The 16,338-nt window shown below is 51.6% G+C and carries 15 protein-coding genes; 10 read left to right on the plus strand and 5 right to left on the minus strand.

Going from position 1 to position 16,338, the window contains the following annotated elements; translation table 11 throughout:
• Positions 1-135 precede the first annotated feature (135 nt).
• The 7 genes from hrpA to ACJJI0_RS19525 all read left to right on the plus strand — a co-directional run bounded on the left by hrpA (position 136) and on the right by ACJJI0_RS19525 (position 9,325).
• A complete protein-coding gene (hrpA, locus tag ACJJI0_RS19495) occupies positions 136-4,050 on the plus strand; it encodes an ATP-dependent RNA helicase HrpA (RefSeq protein WP_444883860.1) in 3,915 nt (1,304 codons plus the stop codon).
• A 233-nt stretch (positions 4,051-4,283) separates the two neighbouring features.
• Positions 4,284-4,622, plus strand: coding sequence for an HvfA family oxazolone/thioamide-modified RiPP metallophore (locus tag ACJJI0_RS19500; RefSeq protein WP_252084690.1), 339 nt, complete (start codon positions 4,284-4,286; stop codon positions 4,620-4,622).
• Positions 4,623-4,703: 81 nt separating this feature from the next.
• Positions 4,704-5,549, plus strand: a complete 846-nt coding sequence (locus tag ACJJI0_RS19505) for an HvfB family MNIO-type RiPP peptide maturase (RefSeq protein WP_444883861.1) — start codon at positions 4,704-4,706, stop codon at positions 5,547-5,549.
• Positions 5,530-6,312, plus strand: coding sequence for an HvfC family RiPP maturation protein (locus ACJJI0_RS19510; RefSeq protein WP_444883862.1), 783 nt, complete (start codon positions 5,530-5,532; stop codon positions 6,310-6,312). The genes ACJJI0_RS19505 and ACJJI0_RS19510 overlap by 20 nt, the downstream gene beginning before the upstream one ends.
• A gap of 173 nt (positions 6,313-6,485) precedes the next feature.
• The gene (locus ACJJI0_RS19515; RefSeq protein ID WP_444883863.1) at positions 6,486-7,385 is read left to right on the plus strand and encodes an MlaA family lipoprotein; all 900 of its coding nucleotides are present in this window, start codon (positions 6,486-6,488) and stop codon (positions 7,383-7,385) included.
• 38 nt (positions 7,386-7,423) lie between these two features.
• A complete protein-coding gene (locus ACJJI0_RS19520; protein ID WP_252084693.1) occupies positions 7,424-8,602 on the plus strand; it encodes a PP2C family protein-serine/threonine phosphatase in 1,179 nt (392 codons plus the stop codon).
• A 204-nt stretch (positions 8,603-8,806) separates the two neighbouring features.
• On the plus strand, positions 8,807-9,325 hold the full coding sequence (locus ACJJI0_RS19525) for an STAS domain-containing protein (protein WP_444883864.1): 519 nt from the start codon (positions 8,807-8,809) through the stop codon (positions 9,323-9,325).
• A 49-nt stretch (positions 9,326-9,374) separates the two neighbouring features.
• Here ACJJI0_RS19525 and ACJJI0_RS19530 read toward each other — a convergent pair whose 3' ends face one another.
• From ACJJI0_RS19530 to dusA, 3 genes are read right to left on the minus strand one after another with little or no spacing between them, the layout of a single operon-like run.
• A complete protein-coding gene (locus ACJJI0_RS19530; RefSeq protein ID WP_444883865.1) occupies positions 9,375-9,833 on the minus strand; it encodes a tellurite resistance TerB family protein in 459 nt (152 codons plus the stop codon).
• A complete protein-coding gene (tal, locus tag ACJJI0_RS19535) occupies positions 9,814-10,809 on the minus strand; it encodes a transaldolase (RefSeq protein WP_444883866.1) in 996 nt (331 codons plus the stop codon). Before tal ends, ACJJI0_RS19530 begins: the two co-directional genes overlap by 20 nt.
• 56 nt (positions 10,810-10,865) lie before the next feature.
• Positions 10,866-11,843 (minus strand): tRNA dihydrouridine(20/20a) synthase DusA, encoded by a 978-nt coding sequence (dusA, locus tag ACJJI0_RS19540; protein ID WP_444883867.1) that lies wholly within the window; start codon positions 11,841-11,843, stop codon positions 10,866-10,868.
• Between the two features lie 656 nt (positions 11,844-12,499).
• Between dusA and ACJJI0_RS19545 the strand changes: the two genes are divergently transcribed.
• A complete protein-coding gene (locus ACJJI0_RS19545) occupies positions 12,500-12,928 on the plus strand; it encodes a GNAT family N-acetyltransferase (protein ID WP_444883868.1) in 429 nt (142 codons plus the stop codon).
• A 45-nt stretch (positions 12,929-12,973) separates the two neighbouring features.
• Here ACJJI0_RS19545 and ACJJI0_RS19550 read toward each other — a convergent pair whose 3' ends face one another.
• Together ACJJI0_RS19550 and ACJJI0_RS19555 are read right to left on the minus strand one after the other, a co-directional pair.
• The gene (locus ACJJI0_RS19550; protein WP_444883869.1) at positions 12,974-14,182 is read right to left on the minus strand and encodes a glycerol-3-phosphate dehydrogenase/oxidase; all 1,209 of its coding nucleotides are present in this window, start codon (positions 14,180-14,182) and stop codon (positions 12,974-12,976) included.
• Positions 14,166-14,858 (minus strand): glycerophosphodiester phosphodiesterase family protein, encoded by a 693-nt coding sequence (locus ACJJI0_RS19555; protein ID WP_444883870.1) that lies wholly within the window; start codon positions 14,856-14,858, stop codon positions 14,166-14,168. Before ACJJI0_RS19555 ends, ACJJI0_RS19550 begins: the two co-directional genes overlap by 17 nt.
• Positions 14,859-15,129: 271 nt before the next feature.
• Between ACJJI0_RS19555 and ACJJI0_RS19560 the strand changes: the two genes are divergently transcribed.
• Entirely contained in the window at positions 15,130-15,453 is a 324-nt protein-coding gene (locus tag ACJJI0_RS19560; RefSeq protein WP_444883871.1) for a hypothetical protein, read from the plus strand.
• A gap of 182 nt (positions 15,454-15,635) precedes the next feature.
• A complete protein-coding gene (locus tag ACJJI0_RS19565) occupies positions 15,636-16,319 on the plus strand; it encodes a fimbria/pilus periplasmic chaperone (RefSeq protein ID WP_444883872.1) in 684 nt (227 codons plus the stop codon).
• Positions 16,320-16,338 lie beyond the last annotated feature (19 nt).

Below are 16,338 nucleotides of genomic sequence, written 5' to 3' on the forward strand. Positions count from 1 at the left end.
AGCACTGCCACCAAAAGCAGTGCGCCTGTGAAAAAAATCACTATCTGGACCAGTATAGTTGAGCGCCACCAAGGGATTTTCTGCCCCTTAGCAAAGTGCGGGTATAATCTCCCGTTTACCAATTCTGTATGAATTATGAGTCACACCGAAGCAGATAAAAGCCTGGGCGCTTTACAGGCCCGAATCTCCGGCTGTATGGGGCAGGACCGCTTCCAGCTGTATCGAACGGTTAAAAATGTGCGCCGGCGCCAGAAAGAGGGCAAGCCGGTCGATCGTATGTTGGCCCAGCTGGAGCAGCAGCTGCAGGTTTCCCAGTCTCTGGCAGAAGAGCGCCGGGGCAAATTGCCCGAAGTGCAGTGGCCGGAGTCGTTACCGGTGGTGGCGCGGCGTGAGGAAATCGCCGAGCTGATCGAAAAGCATCAGGTTGTTGTTATCGCTGGTGAAACCGGCTCCGGTAAAACCACCCAGTTACCCAAAATCTGCCTGTCCCTGGGGCGGGGTATTTATGGCCAGATTGGGCATACACAGCCACGTAGAATTGCCGCGCGCACAGTGGCCAATCGAATTGCTGAAGAATTGCAGCAACCTTTGGGGGAATCAGTCGGTTACCAGGTTCGTTTCACCGACCACAGCACCGAGCATACTCATGTCAAATTGATGACTGATGGTATTCTGCTGGCTGAAATTCAGCGCGATCCTCTATTGAATAAATACGATACGTTGATTATTGACGAGGCCCATGAACGCAGCCTCAATATTGATTTTCTACTGGGCTATTTAAAAACCATTCTGCCCAAGCGCCCAGATTTAAAACTGATTATTACCTCAGCTACGATTGATCTAGAAAAATTCTCTCAGCACTTTGATGACGCACCGATTATCGAAGTATCCGGTCGCACCTACCCGGTGGAAATTCACTATCGCCCGACGGCAAATAGCGATGCAGACCTCAATGAGCAGGTTGTCGCAGCAGTTGAAGAGTTACTGCATGAGGAAAAGGCCAGCAGCCGGCGCGGCGGGGACATCCTGGTATTTATGAGTGGTGAACGGGAAATCCGCGAGTGTGCCAAGGCTTTGCGGGATGCGCAGATAGCTCAGTTAGAGATACTGCCCTTATATGCACGGTTAAGTTTGGCAGAACAGGCTAAGGTCTTTCACGGCCATAAAGGTCGCCGTATTGTGCTGGCCACCAATGTGGCGGAGACCTCCATTACGGTGCCGGGTATTCGCTATGTGATTGACCCGGGTACTGCGCGTGTCAGCCGTTACAGCTATCGCAGTAAAATCCAACGATTGCCCATAGAGCCGGTTTCACAGGCCAGTGCCAACCAGCGCGCTGGCCGCTGTGGTCGTGTCAGTGCCGGTGTCTGTGTGCGCTTGTATGAAGAGCGGGACTTTGCACAGCGCGCAGAATTTACCGATGCGGAAATTCTGCGCACTAATCTGGCAGCGGTAATCCTGCAAATGTTGCAGCTGCGTATCGGCGATATCCGTGAGTTTCCCTTTGTCGATCCGCCCGATCCGCGCCTGATCAATGACGGCTATAAATTGTTGCAGGAATTACAGGCAGTCGATGACCAGGGCAGAGTAACCAAACTGGGCCGCGCACTTTCACGTTTGCCGCTGGACCCACGATTGAGTCGAATGTTGCTGGCCGGTGCGGACAATGGCTGTGCGCGCGAATTATTAATTATTGTCGCCGCCCTGGCCGTGCAGGACCCGCGCGAACGCCCGGCGGAAAAGCGCCAAGCGGCGGATGAAAAGCACCGACAGTGGCAGCATGAGCAATCGGATTTTCTATCCTTTGTGCAGCTATGGGATGCCTTCGAGACTCAGCGTCAGGAACTGAGCCAAAACCAGCTGCGCAAATGGTGCCAGAAAAACTTCTTATCCTGGCTGCGTATGCGTGAGTGGAGAGATATTCACCACCAATTGCGTGTGGCTTGCCGGGACCTCGAAGTCAAAGAAAACAAAGAACCTGCGGAGTACGAGGCAATACACCGGGCCATTGTCGTGGGTTTACTCGGTAATATTGGCGCTCGAGATGAGAATAAGGAATTTATCGGTTGTCGTAATCGTCGCTTCCATATTTTCCCCGGCTCCGGCCAGTTTAAAAAACCTCCGCGCTGGGTGGTTTCCGCTCAGTTATTAGAAACCAGCCGCTTGTTCGCCCACACTGTTGCGAAAATAGAACCGGACTGGGTGTTGGCTGCGTCTAAGCACCTGGTAAAACGCAATTATTTTGAGCCCCACTACGATGTCCGCTCTGGGCAAGTAATGGCTTTTGAAAAAGTCTCTCTGTACGGCTTGGTACTGGTAGAAAAACGCCGTATCCCCTATGGCAAGTTGGACCCGCAAATCGCCCGGGAAGTATTTATTCGCCAAGCATTAGTGGAACAGCGTTATCGCGGCAAGGGTCGTTTTTATAAGCACTACACTGATCTGTTGAAGTCCCTGGAAGAGTTGGAAGCCAAGTCCCGTCGCCGGGATATTTTGGTGGACGATGAAGTGGTTTATCGCTTTTTCGATGAACTAGTTCCCGCAGATATCGTCAACCTGGCCGGGTTTGAGCATTGGCGCAAGAAAGCTGAAACCAGTGATCCGCAGTTGCTGTTTATCCCCCGTGAGTTGTTGATGCAGCAGAGTGCTGATCACGTGGGTGAGGCGCAATTCCCTAACGAACTGCAGGCTGGGGGTATTGTTTACCCACTCCGTTATCACTTCGAGCCCGGCAGTGTGGATGATGGCGTCAGTATCCAGGTGCCCGTTGGGGCGTTACACCAGGTGCCTGCCGCTCGACTCTCCTGGTTGGTACCTGGAATTTTACGAGATAAATGTATCGCCCTAATAAAAGCCCTGCCGAAACAGTGGCGCAAATACTTTGTACCGGTACCGGCGGCTGTGGATAAGGCCCTGCCGCGACTGCGCGCAGACAATACTCCCCTATGGCAGTCGCTGGCCTTGGAGCTGCAACGTCAGACCGCTCAGAAGTTACCTGAAGATGCCTGGGAATCTGCGGAACATTCCTTGGAAGATTTCTACCGCTTTAATATTCAGGTATTGGATGAGTCAGGAAAATTGCTGGATCAGGATCGCGATCTCTCGCTATTGCAGGCACGCTATCGCGACCGGGTACAGCAGGGACTGGCAAATGCAGGCGATAGCTTCGAGCGAGATGATATTACCAGCTGGGATTTTGGAGAACTGCCGGAAACTCATACCCTCGATCAGGGAGGGCTCAAGGTACGCGCCTATCCGGCGCTCGTAGAAGCTAAGGAAAGTGTTTCCCTGAAATTGCTGGATAATCCCGCTGAAGCGCGACGCCTGAGTCGTGCTGGGATCTGCCGCCTGGCTTTGTTGCACTTGCCCGAGAAGGTGAAATATCTACGTAAAGAGCTGTTGCGTGGCAAAGAGTTGGGGCTTTCCGCCGCAGATCTGGGGCGCCGCGAAGAAGTGGCAGACGATATTCTGATGGCTGCCGTGCGTGAAGTCTTCTGGGGAGATGAAAACTGGCCACGCAGTGAAGCTGAGTTTCTATCTGCACTGGAGAAAGAGGGTGATTTGGTGGGAGTGGCCCAGGAAATTGGCGACCTTTTGGTCAAAGCCCTGGGGCAATTGGTCCCCCTGCGCAAGCAGATCAAACAGCAAAAGAACCTGGCAGTCGCTATGGCGGTGGGGGATATCCAGCAACAATTGGCAGGACTTTTCTACCGGGGTGTCTTGTTTGATACCCCTCTGCAATGGTTGCGCCAGTATGGCCGTTATCTCAAGGCGATTTCTGTGCGTCTGGAAAAGGCGGCCCTCGATCCAAACCGCGACCGCAAGTTGCAAGTGGAGTACCACAAGGCTGCCGAGTCTTTCGATAATCAGATTGAGAAGTTTTCGAGGAGAGAGCTGGCATCAGAGCCTGCGCTGGTAGAGTATCGCTGGATGCTTGAGGAATTCCGTGTGAGCCTGTTTGCACAGACGTTGAAGACTCTGATGCCGATCTCCGCCAAGCGCCTGCACAAAGTTTGGATAGAAATTGATGGCATGGAGCTGCTCGATTGAGTACTGCTTAGCCACAGTTCACAAAAAAATTTGTGGCCTTGTGTAATATTTCCCAAACTGGCCCGACAGATGAATGAGAGTCGGTAAGCATACGCGGCATCATTAAATATGTGATGGCTGTGAGCCGGTTTCACAATATGACGGTTTTTCAGTGCGCATCATTATACTGTTGCGGGACATAGAAAAAGTCATAGAGAGTTATATTACATTGGGTATTAGTTAGGAGATTCATTATGAACAAGAAGCATCTTTCCCCTGTAGCAGCTGCTGTTGGTGCTGCTTTTATTGCAACTGCTGCGATGAATGTATCTGCATCCACCGCTGAAGCTAACCCGTTTGCCGCTGCTGAGCTCACCTCCGGTTATAACTTGGCTCTGGCCGATCACGATGACAAGGAGAAAGAAGGCAAGTGCGGCCACGGCAAGAATAAAGAAGGTAAATGCGGCGAAGGCAAAAAGAAAGAAGGTAAATGCGGCGAAGGCAAAAAGAAAGAAGGTAAATGCGGCGAAGGTAAGTGTGGAGAAGGTAAAAAGAAAGAAGGTAAGTGCGGCGAGGGGAAATGCGGTAACTAATACCCCAACACGCGCGATTGGGGCGGCACTGTGTTAAGGGCCGCCCCAAGTACTTTTCACTATCACTAGAGGCAAATAGCGGTGCGTAATTATCCAGTGGAGGGTGCCGGTCTCGGGCTGCGTCGCTCTATGATGGGTGAAGAACTTTCATCGGGTGCGGTGGATTTCTTTGAGGTGGCGCCGGAGAATTGGATTGGCGTCGGCGGGCGCTATGGCCGCTGGTTTCACCAGCTCAGCGAACGACATCCATTTATCCTACATGGCCTGTCTCTATCTATTGGCTCGTCTGACCCGCTGGATATGGACCTGCTTGCTTCGATTAAGCAGTTTATCCGCGATCACAATATCCGTCTTTACAGCGAGCACTTGAGCTACTGCTCAGATAAGGGCCATCTCTACGATTTATTACCCATCCCCTTTACTGAAGAAGCGGTAATGTATGTCGCCGAGCGAATTCGCATTGTGCAGGATACCCTGGAGCAACGTATTGCCATGGAGAATGTCTCCTATTATGCGGCGCCGGGTCAGGAGATGAGTGAGCTGGCATTTTTGCAGGCGGTCCTGCAAGAGGCGGACTGCGACCTTCTGCTCGACGTAAATAATATCTATGTGAATTCAATCAATCATCGCTATGACCCCCTGGAGTTTTTGCGCGGGCTTCCCTCCGAGCGTATGCGTTATGTACATGTAGCCGGGCATTACGATGAGGCGGATGATCTGAAAGTGGATACACACGGTGCTGCAGTGATTGATCCCGTGTGGCAGTTGTTGAACAAAGCCTACGAGATACACGGTGTCATGCCGACCTTGCTGGAGCGCGATTTCAATATCCCACCGCTGCCGCAATTGTTTCAGGAAGTGGAACAGATCAAGAGCATTCAGGCCTGTCACCGAGAAGAAGAGAGCTATGTCATCAGTCGCCGATAAGACAGCCAGGTTCCAGGGCTTACAGCGGGCTTTAGCCAATCACCTACGCGCCCCTGATCAAGTTGAGGCGCCAGAGGATATTGAGGACCGGCGAGTTGCCATATATCGGGACCTGATTTACAACAATATCGAATCTTTTATTGCCAGTGGTTTCCCTGTATTACGCAGCCTCTACAGTGATGAGCACTGGCACAAAATGGTGCGTGATTTTGTTCAGCACCACACTTCCAAGAGCCCCTACTTTCTGCAGATTAGTGAGGAGTTTCTCACTTACCTGCAACAGGACAGGGAACCACGAGAGGAAGACCCAGCGTTTCTATTGGAGCTGGCTCATTATGAGTGGGTGGAGCTGGCGCTGGATGTGAGTACTGAGGAGATTCCCACCGACCTGGATCGCCAGGGAGATTTATTGACCTCTATTCCGGTGGTCTCACCGCTGGTGTGGAGTCTCAGTTACCGTTTCCCGGTGCACCGTATCGGTCCTACCTATCAGCCCCAGGAGCCAGCTGATTCTCCCACCTTCTTGCTGGTCTATCGCGACCTTAGCGATGAAGTCAGCTTTATGGAAATCAATGCAGTAACCGCACGACTATTGCAGTTGGCCTCAGAGGGTGATGTCACAGGGGAGCAGTTGTTGGCACAAATTGCTGCCGAGCTACCGCAAGTCGATAGCGAAGCCCTTTTCGGCTTCGGTATTGAGTTACTCCAGAAATTACTGGGTAACGGAGTGATCGCTGGTTTGCGGCCTCTGGCGACAGAGTAGATCGGCCGGGCCTAGGATTTCTGGCGCAAATTACCTTTCTGTGACAGCGTGTGCTTGCCTGAAACTGCGGCATCTTTGATGAATACCAGCTGCTATGCTGCCGAGGGTGGTTTACAGTTTGCGGGGGCGTTAGAATCCTTGACCTTGAAATTTGTTAGAAGAGGAGCAGGGTTTTGCTAGGACGCAGAGATTTATCGCCCTGGTTGATGGCCGCAATACTGGCCATCTCCCCCATGGGCGCTTTGGCGACACAGGACCCATTTGGTGACGCCGCCACTCCCTCAGCCCAGCCTGAGGCGGTAGAGCAGAATGACGTTAGTGGTGAATCCAATGGTTCACTACTGGATGAGTATGGCTTTGACCCCGCGGAAGAATTTGAGAGTGAGGAAGGTGAAGACTTTTCTCTTCGCGATCCCTGGGAGGGATTTAACCGCGCCATATTCAGCTTCAATGACGGTGCGGATCGCTATGTGCTAAAACCGGCGGCTGTGAGTTATCGGCAGATTACCCCGATATTTGTACAGCAAGGTGTAAGCAACTTTTTCAGTAATCTGGCTGAAGTGACCAATACCTTCAATGGTGTGTTACAGGGCAAGTGGGGCCAGGCGGGTAATGACGCCGGTCGTCTGCTAATCAATACCACCATTGGTATTGCCGGTCTTTTTGATGTTGCCAAGCATATGGGCTTGGAGAAAGGTGACGGTGAGGACTTTGGCCAAACTCTAGCGGTTTGGGGGGTACCCTCTGGTCCCTACCTGGTGTTGCCACTGCTAGGGCCCTCGACGGTGCGGGATACGCCAGCTAGAGTGGTGGATTACTACACCAATCCTCTGACCTATGTGGAGCACGATCCCACTCGCTATACGCTTAAGGCTACCGATATTATCCAGAGTCGCGCTAGCCTGCTGAAGGCTGAATCCCTTCTGCAGGGTGATCGCTATATTCTGCTGCGCGACGCCTACCTGCAGCGCCGCGACTTCTTGATTGTGGATGGTGAAGTGGATGTGGATACCGCGACCGAAGCTGCCGAGGCAATCGATCAGGGGGAAGTCGAAGAGTCCAGTGACTACTGAGCAACAGCTAGTTAACCCTCTTTCCAAAAGAGCCTGCCATGGCCGGCCCCAGTAGCCTGTTACTGACCGATGATGAGCGCTCCCGCAATTTCTTGCGTGGAGCGCTTTCGCGTCAAGGGCTTTCAGTTGCTGTAGCTGATAGTGGCCAGCAAGGCATAGAACAATTTACTCCCGAACTGTTTCAGCTGGTTATCGTCGATCTACTCCTGCCCGATATGGATGGGTTGGAGGTACTGCGCAAAATCAAGCTCCGCTCCCCGGCGACGGCGGTTGTAATGATTGCCGAGCAGGGTGAGCTTCACGAAGTATTACAGGCCATGCGTCTGGGGGCCTGCGATTATCTAATCAAACCCATTCAACAGGCTGCATTGATCGATAAAGTAATCTGCCGTATCACCGGCGCGGAAAACCTCGCCCAGCAGAATATTGAGTACCGCAACACCCTGGAGCAGCGCAATAGCGAGCTGCGAGAGCACGTAGAAGTATTGCGCCGTGATCAGGAGGCCGGTCGCTTGCTGCAGCAGCACCTGTTGCCACGCAGTCCCTATTTTTATCCCGGCGGCGTTGAGGCCGCCTACCGCCTGATCCCCTCTCTGTATCTCAGCGGCGATTTTGTCGATTACGGTTTGTTCGGCGAGCGCTTTGTGGCGTTTTATCTGGTGGATGTCTCCGGGCATGGGGTGTCCTCCGCACTGGTTACGGCACTGATCAAAAACAGCGTGATGCATCGCCTGCGTGAGCGCCCTTTGTTTTCCCAACTGGAGTCCCTGGACTCCGACTTGTTGGAAGTTTTGGAGTTGATTAACCGTGAGCTCTTATCCACAGGTATGGGTAAGCACGCCAGTATGTTTATCGGTGTGGTAGATACCGCCGCTAGCCAACTGCACTATGCCGTCGCCGGACAGATTCCCATGCCAGCGCTTGCCAGTGCCGCTGGCGCCGACTGGCTGCCGGGCAAGGGGCGGCCCTTGGGCATTTTTGAGCGGGGTGACTGGCAGGTAATGTGTGCCGAGCTGCCCAGCAGTTGGCGGTTGGTGGCCTGCTCCGATGGTGTACTGGAGTTACTCGAAGGCGATTTACTGCAAAAAGAAGAGCGGTTACTAGAGTTGATAAGCGCTACGGGCGGTGAGTTGGGAGTACTGTGTGAGAGCCTGAAAGTGGACACTTTTGGCGCATTACCCGATGACATTACAATTCTTACCCTTGCCCACGTTTAGAGGTGGCATTTCTGCGACTAAATAGTCGAATTTCATGCCCTAGCACTCTTGTCAGTCCCAGCAGTCAGGAGTAAGCTCCGCCCATCCTATGCACAAAAGTGCCGAGGCGGCAAAACCGCCGCAAGCATTTTGCTCTACCAGTGAACTTTCGCCATCCAGTACACTTTAATCCACTGAGTGTGTTCGGGTGAGCCAGGGGTTGTTATGCAGTCCGGGCAAATTATGGTTGGGGCCCACCAGGGCGTTTACATCATTAAATTGATGGGCGATGTTCGCCTCAACCTATGCACTTCTTTCGATAGTTTTATCGATAATATGTTTGCAAGCAGTGACTTTGCCGGTGTGGCCTTTGACCTACACGGTGCCGAGGGTGTGGATAGCACAACCCTGGGGCTGATGGCCAAGATCGCGATTCGCGCCCAGGAGCGCGGCTGCCAGAAGCCCTTGGTATTCCTTGCCGATAGGGGTATTCAGCACCTGCTAGATGCGATGGGTTTCGATTCCCTGATGGAAATCAGCGATGAGAAACGTGATTTCTCCGTGGAGACAACTCCGCTAGTCTGTAAAACCCCGGATGAATGTGCTGCTCGGGAGAAGGTGCTAGAGGCACACCGGGTGCTGATGAGTATGAACGAGCAGAATGCGGAAACCTTTCGCGATCTGGTCCATACCCTCGAGCTAGAATGTGGCTCTCACGGCAAGTCTTCCGCGCACCTGCATTGAGATTTAACAAACACCCTCCTACAAAGTTTTAACATCCCGGCAAAACTTTTCAGCTACCCCGCATATCTCTAGCTTCCGCCCGTGCGCGGGTAAAGAGTCCGTGGGGAAGGTAAATTAACTCGGAAACCCGGCGGATTAGATGTTCTTCAAAAGCCTCGATCACATCGTCGGAAAAAGCCACCTGCCACATCTGCCGAACCAGCAGGTACTTGTCTCGCTCGCTGAACTGGTCATTGACGGCCTGGGTAAACTCAAACAGGGAAGTGGCTCGCTCCCTTTGCTCTATGGCTTCATCAATAATCTCTGCCGCCGCATGGCTGCTCAGCGCGTAGTGTTGGCAAAGTAGTTCGATCAAAGTGTTACGTTCGCGCGGGTCTAGCTTTTGATCCACAGTAGCCACCTCAACCAGTAAGGCGGCACTAATCATTCGCACGTCTTTTTCATCGTGCATTTCAACATCGGCACTGTTGCCAATCTGTTCAAACAGCTTACGGATTTGTTGCAGCATCAGTTTCCCGGCGTCCCATCACTTGGCTCTGCAGCAGCATTTCGAGCCGCTCCTGGTCTTTGACAAAATTACGGATACCCTCGGCGAGCTTTTCTGTGGCCATGGCATCACTGTTGAGTTGGTAGCGGAATGCTGCTTCGCAGAGTCGCCCCTCAGGGCGTGGCAGCGGTTCGTTGACCGTGGGAAGCCCACCAACCAATAAACCCTCGCTCTCTTCCAGAGACTGGAGCAGCTGAGGGCTGATGGTTAAGCGATCGCATCCGGCCAGCGCTTCGATCTCCTCCGTGTTGCGGAAGCTGGCGCCCATCACAATGGTGGAGTAGTCGCGCGACTTATAATAATGATAGATATTGCGTACCGACAGTACACCGGGATCCTCTTCACCGCTAAAGGCTTTGCGGTCTCCATTGGCTAGATGCCAGTCGAGGATGCGGCCCACAAAGGGAGAGATCAGTGTTACTCCAGCTTCGGCGCAGGCAATCGCTTGGCTCAAACAGAACAGCAGGGTGAGGTTGCAGTGAATGCCCTCCCGTTCCAATATCTCTGCTGCTGCTATTCCCTCCCAGGTGGCGGCGACTTTAATTAGTACTCGCTCCCGGGCTACGCCTTCGCGCTCGTATAGGGCCACAAGGTGTCTGGCGTAATCAATAGTGGCGCGGGTATCGAAAGACAGGCGCGCGTCCACCTCGGTAGAGACTACCCCAGGGATCAATTGCAATATTTCACTGCCGATACTGACAGCCAGCTTGATTGCAGCCAGCCGCGCTGTTTCAGAGGAGTTAGCGCCACTGTGGTGGTGAGTTGCCCAGTCCAGTGACTCTTGGATCAGGCCCTTGTATTGGGGCAGTTGGGCAGCCTTAAAGAGTAAAGAGGGATTGGTGGTGGCATCCTGGGGGCGATAGCGGCGTATGGCATCAATATCGCCAGTATCTGCTACCACCTGGCTGCGCTGTTTGAGTTGATCCAGTTTATTCATCGCGATTCCCTCGATAGTATTTGGCTTCCCTTCCTATGAAATACTGGCCTTCCAAGTTAAGCCGCTTGGGTGACCAGTGACAAAGCTTGCTCCACAACCTCAGGCCCTGCCCCTTTCTTGTGAGCATTTTCACTCAGATGACGACGGAAACGGCGTGCCCCGGGCAGGCCCTGAAAGAGCCCGAGCATATGCCGGGTAATATGGTTGAGGCGTTGACCACTTGCCAGTTCTCGCTCGATATAGGGCAACATCTGCTCGACCACTTGCGCGGCATCGGGTCCTTCATTTTCTCCAAACAACACACTGTCCACTTGTGAAAGAAGTGCTGGGGTCTGATAGGCGGCGCGACCGAGCATAACACCATCTACCCGCTGTAAATGTTGCTGGCATTCTTCCAGAGAATTAATGCCACCATTAATGATGACTTGCAGCTGTGGGTAATCCTTTTTCAGCTGGTAAACCATATCGTAGTTAAGCGGTGGGATTTCGCGGTTTTCCTTTGGGCTGAGGCCCTGCAGCCAGGCTTTGCGGGCATGGACGATAAATGTCTCTGTGCCGATGGCTGCCTGCGCCTCCACAAAACGGGTCAGGCCAGGGTAGTCTTCCATATCGTCTATACCGATACGGTGTTTGACTGTGACCGGAATAGACACTGAGTCACGCATTGCAGATAAGCCGGCAGCTACAACATCTGGTTCCGCCATCAGGCAGGCGCCAAAACGTCCAGACTGAACCCGGTCACTGGGGCAGCCGCAGTTGAGGTTGATTTCCGCATACCCCCACTCCTCGGCAATTCGTGCGCACTCCGCCAGCTCGCGCGGGTCGCTACCGCCGAGCTGCAGGGCGACAGGTTGTTCGGCAGCGTCAAATTGCAGGTGGCGCTGGCGATCTCCGTGCAAAATTGCCCCAGTGGTCACCATTTCGCTATAAAGGCGAGCGCATTTACTCAGTAGGCGCCACATATAGCGGCAGTGACGGTCACTCCAATCGAGTAGTGGCGCGGTGCAAAAGCGGTGGGGACTGTAATCAGACATAAACTACGATGTAAAAGACTAATAAAAACAGAGTAGCCCGCCATTATATGGGATGTAAAACAAAGACCCCATAGTGTTAGGGTACATTGCATAAAAGAGAGGGGGCAGAAGTGGGCTAGAGGGTGGCTCAATATACTTGAATGCTTTATAAAAAACTGAGTGACAAAGTTAGCTCGCCCTCAGAGTGAGAAATTAAGGTAATTGGGAGTTGGTAGGAGTAATTCAATCAATATCTTAACTCTGTAAATTCGTATTTAATATTTTCTTCCAGTTGCTTATCGATTTGTACCTTTTAGAAATCAAAAGGGTTTTATCTTCTCGCGACAACGTTAAGAAACAGTCATATATAACACTTGACTTAAATCTCTAAAGAGTGGATTTTTTGTACTTTGGTGCGAGATGGGTTAATAATTGGTCATGTAAATTTCAACCATATCGCACTTGTGAGTACTACCTCTTGTTACTTATTGTGTAGTGCTTCAGGGAGTAATTGGTATTAGCAGAAAAATAATAATTAGACTAAGTTCAAGTGATTAAAAGTCTTGGTTGCAACAGTGGAAACCATACCATCTTCGATGGTCAATTTTTTATGCAAATTAAAAAGTGAAAATTGGTATTGGTCCAGCTTTATTGGTTGTTAAGTATAAGAGTGAAAAATGTTCAGTATAGATATTACAATGTCACCGTCTAAAGATGAATCCAATATATTAAGTCAAGGTATTATCGACTTTAACCAAGCAAGTGTTCCTGGGCTTGAGCGAAATGAAGATGAGGTTAAATTTACAGTTTTTGCTAGAAATTCCTCTAATGAGATAATTGGTGGTATCCGTGCTTCTTGTTATTGGAATACTTTGCATATTGAGTTGCTTTGGCTTTCGGAAGAGTGCCGAGGCCAAGGTGTGGGTGCGGAACTTGTAAAAAACGCTGAACTTTTCGCAAGAGAGAAAGGGTGTGAGAAAGCATTGGTTGAGACAACAAGCTGGCAGGCAAAGCCATTTTATGAAAAAAATGGCTATGAGCACATGGCAACCTTGTCCGGTCGCCCCAAGGGGCAAGCATCGCATTATTTATCTAAAACACTATAAATGGATCTAGGTATTTACAGACTTCTAAATGCTGTTTAGATAATTTTAAAGATTGCGCTCCCTTTCTGAGGTGCTGGACGTATTAATGTGTGAGGAATAGTTTTCGCTTGGGGGGCCCTTACCTTGCAGGGTGGCTTGTAATTTTTTGGCCAGCTTGCGTGCGGTGGCGCGGTAGCTGGTAAGCTTGCCGCCGGCGACCGCGAGAATACGCGGCTTGCGCTCATTATCACAGCAAATCATGGATTCCCGCGAGCGGGCGAAAGGACTTTTTTCCGCTTCCGGTAGAACCCGCAATCCAGCATAGCTATCACATATATCCTCCACCTGTAGGCTGCGTGTCTGGGAAAAATACTGCTGTACCGTACGTAGCAAATAAGCCTCCTCTTCCATGGTGGGAACCACTTCTCGTGGATCGCCGAAGAAGGGGCGCTCTGTGGTGCCAACTAAGGTTTTGTCTTGCCACGGCATTACGAAGACCGCTCGATGATCCTCGGCTTCCACATAGAAGATCTTATTGCCGAGCGACAGTGGCAACAATATGTGGGTGCCAGCGACAAGGTCTATAGGAGGTAGGGTTACAGAGGGAGAACAGCGCGCGTTGGTGGTCGCTACCCAGGGGCCGCTGCAATTAACCAGGGCGCGGGTGTGTAGAGTATTGAGTTTGCCGTCGGCAACGTAATCAACCCGCACCCCCTCCTCGGTAACTTCCGCCCCAACTAAACTGCCGGGACAGATGATTTGCGCACCATGCGCAATTGCTGAGGCGACTACATCACGGGTTAGGGCGGCATCGTCTGTTTGCGCATCGTAATAGCGAAATACTGCGAGTAGATCCTCTTGCTTGAGGCCAGGTAGGGTATCCCATTCGGATTTGGGTAAAGCGCGAAAGCGCGAGGCCTCACTGCCGATGCCCGAGAGGAGCGCGTAAAGGCTAAGCCCCAGTCTGACCATCCATGGTGGACGCTTGCTGTCACGGTAAATAGGAATATAGAAGGGCACCATACGCACCAGCTGCGGCTTATTTTCCAGCAGCCAGTGACGTTCGCGCAGGCACTCATAGACAAGTCGGAATTGACCGCTCTCGAGGTAGCGCAGGCCCCCATGGATAAGCTTGGATGAGCGTGAGGAGGTGGCTGCGGCGATACCGAGCTGTTCCAGAATCACGACTGAATGCCGTTCCTTGGCCAGGGCCTCTGCGGTGCCTGCGCCAAGAATTCCCGCGCCAACTACCAGTACATCAAAATCCGTAGACATCACTCGCTTCCCAGGAGCGCATCAATAGTGGCAGGTTGCCGGTGAGGATATGGTGCGCACCTCGCTTTCGCCAGAGTACAGCTTCTTCAGCAGAGTTAATTTCATAGACAACCCACTGCCAGGGGCCAGGGGGTAATTCTTCGCAATCGACGAAGCTGTCGCGAATCAGCAGAAACTCCGGGGCGAGAGTAACGATATCGGCAGACAGGCAGCGTGGAACGCTGTTGATTTGCAAGGCCACTCTATGCCAGCCCATGCTGCGGGCGGCCCGAAGACTGCGACAGTCTTTTGTGAGCAGCGCGAAGGACTCGCGTTCGTTACGCATTAACTCCATGAGCTTCTTTACCACGGCTGTAAAACCCATGTTGGTGATATTGGCTGCGGAGATGCCTACAAACCAATCCAGGTGCCGGTGACAGCTGGCCCAGTCCACCAATTTTATAAAGGAGTCGATAGGTAAGCGGTTGAGTTGGGAGTCCCTTAGATCGTGGAAGAAATGTTGGCGCTTATCACTTGGCATAGGCAGTGTATCGCTATGGTAGCACCAGGGAGTGCCATCCAAGCTAAAACGGACATCGCACTGAATGGCGCAGGCGCCCAGATTATGGGCCGCTTCGAAGGCGGCGATGGTATTCTCCGGGTGGCGGGTTTTGTCGCCTCGGTGCGCGATTAGCATGTGTGTCAAATCCGGAAAGCAGGCGTTATTGTCGAGTGGATATAGGCGCTTAGGCGCTCTGAAACCCAAGGGTCAAATGACCCAGGCTGGAATTGGGTCTTACAGGAAAAATAGACCCTGGAGAGGTTGTTGCAAGTAGAGTTGGGCGGAAATTTCAATGCTCAAGTGCAGTCCTCAAGACTAGGGAATAGCCAGCTAAACTTAAGGTGTGCCCTTTAGATGTCTGTGCAGCTGTGGCATAACTGCGCTGTTAAAGAGGTATATAGCCCCCGTGAGTAGTAAAAGACGTATTCTGCTTTTGGCAATTTCCACCACTGTGCTAGCGTTAGCGGAGCATGTACAGTCTGCAGGACAGACTGCCCAGGCAACTTCACAGATAGTGCTGAGTTTTACACCTCAGGTGCAGTGGCGTTATGAGCGAAGCAGGGAATCGGCAAGGTTTTGTCTACGCAACATACCGGCCAAACATTTTCGTTTAACAAGCGAAGCTCTGCTGTCTTCCTCTGAGCAGCGTGTATATTATTCAGGTGCTGATAAGTGCCTGGAAACAAAGTCCATTGAGAACTTTTCGGGAGTGATGATTTCAGCGGAGTAATCATTTCAAGAACAAATCATTTTTGAATGACTAGCTCTAAGTTAATTCTTTTGTATGGGGGTGAATTTCTGTAGGACTCCCTGAGTTGGAACAGAAATATGGCCAGAGTATTACAAACAGCCATATAAATTCGATGAATGCAGTTTTTAAAATAATGGTTAATTTAGGTGGATGATAGAGCGATGAAAAAAATACTGCTCTCTTTCTTGTTGCTATTGGGGCAGCCCGCACTGGCAGCTATGTCCCTGGATAAAATAATTTTTTATCTTGATGATGCTCCCAATGCGCGTGATGACGTGGTTATCACTAATCCGGATAAAGAGACCCTGTATGTACAGACAGAAATATTTCGGGTAGATAACCCCGGGCTAGATAACGAAGAGCGCATTCGAGTGATTAACCCGGATGAATTCAGGTTGTTGGTGAGCCCGGCCAAGGCCATATTGGCGCCAGGAGAGAGGAAACGTTTTCGTCTAATGGCGTTGGATAGAGATTTAAAGGAAGAGAAGGTCTACCGGGTTACCTTCAAGCCAGTAGTTGGGGAGGTCAAGTCGGAGCAAACCGCACTAAAAATTCTTGTGGCCTACCAGGCATTAGTATTTGTGCAACCTGAAGATGGAAGTTACCAGCTGGAGTTACAGGCTGACGGAAGTCAACGCTACTTAAAGAACATCGGAAATATCAATGTTGAAGTGGTTGAGGCCCGCCATTGCCCAAGCGAGGGTGAATGTCAAAAGCTTGATATTTCAGGTCGTTTGTATTCTGGAACAAGCCTGACGTTAGAGGACCTTCCCACCGAAGGGGAACTAGAGCTCTTTTTAAGAGGGCGTGATAGCGAGCGAGTGCGGCTTCCTTTGGGCAGTTAAGGGTCAGTTAGCTAAGATT

It is taken from the genome of Microbulbifer mixtoriginis (SeqCode) (assembly GCF_052466695.1).

Coding starts and splice junctions, on each gene's coding strand:
- hrpA (WP_444883860.1), top strand. CDS start 136: ATGAGTCACACCGAAGCAGATAAAAGCCTGGGCGCTTTACAGGCCCGA.
- ACJJI0_RS19500 (WP_252084690.1), top strand. CDS start 4,284: ATGAACAAGAAGCATCTTTCCCCTGTAGCAGCTGCTGTTGGTGCTGCT.
- ACJJI0_RS19510 (WP_444883862.1), top strand. CDS start 5,530: ATGTCATCAGTCGCCGATAAGACAGCCAGGTTCCAGGGCTTACAGCGG.
- ACJJI0_RS19520 (WP_252084693.1), top strand. CDS start 7,424: ATGGCCGGCCCCAGTAGCCTGTTACTGACCGATGATGAGCGCTCCCGC.
- ACJJI0_RS19525 (WP_444883864.1), top strand. CDS start 8,807: ATGCAGTCCGGGCAAATTATGGTTGGGGCCCACCAGGGCGTTTACATC.
- ACJJI0_RS19530 (WP_444883865.1), bottom strand. CDS start 9,833: ATGCTGCAACAAATCCGTAAGCTGTTTGAACAGATTGGCAACAGTGCC.
- tal (WP_444883866.1), bottom strand. CDS start 10,809: ATGAATAAACTGGATCAACTCAAACAGCGCAGCCAGGTGGTAGCAGAT.
- dusA (WP_444883867.1), bottom strand. CDS start 11,843: ATGTCTGATTACAGTCCCCACCGCTTTTGCACCGCGCCACTACTCGAT.
- ACJJI0_RS19545 (WP_444883868.1), top strand. CDS start 12,500: ATGTTCAGTATAGATATTACAATGTCACCGTCTAAAGATGAATCCAAT.
- ACJJI0_RS19550 (WP_444883869.1), bottom strand. CDS start 14,182: ATGTCTACGGATTTTGATGTACTGGTAGTTGGCGCGGGAATTCTTGGC.
- ACJJI0_RS19555 (WP_444883870.1), bottom strand. CDS start 14,858: ATGCTAATCGCGCACCGAGGCGACAAAACCCGCCACCCGGAGAATACC.
- ACJJI0_RS19565 (WP_444883872.1), top strand. CDS start 15,636: ATGAAAAAAATACTGCTCTCTTTCTTGTTGCTATTGGGGCAGCCCGCA.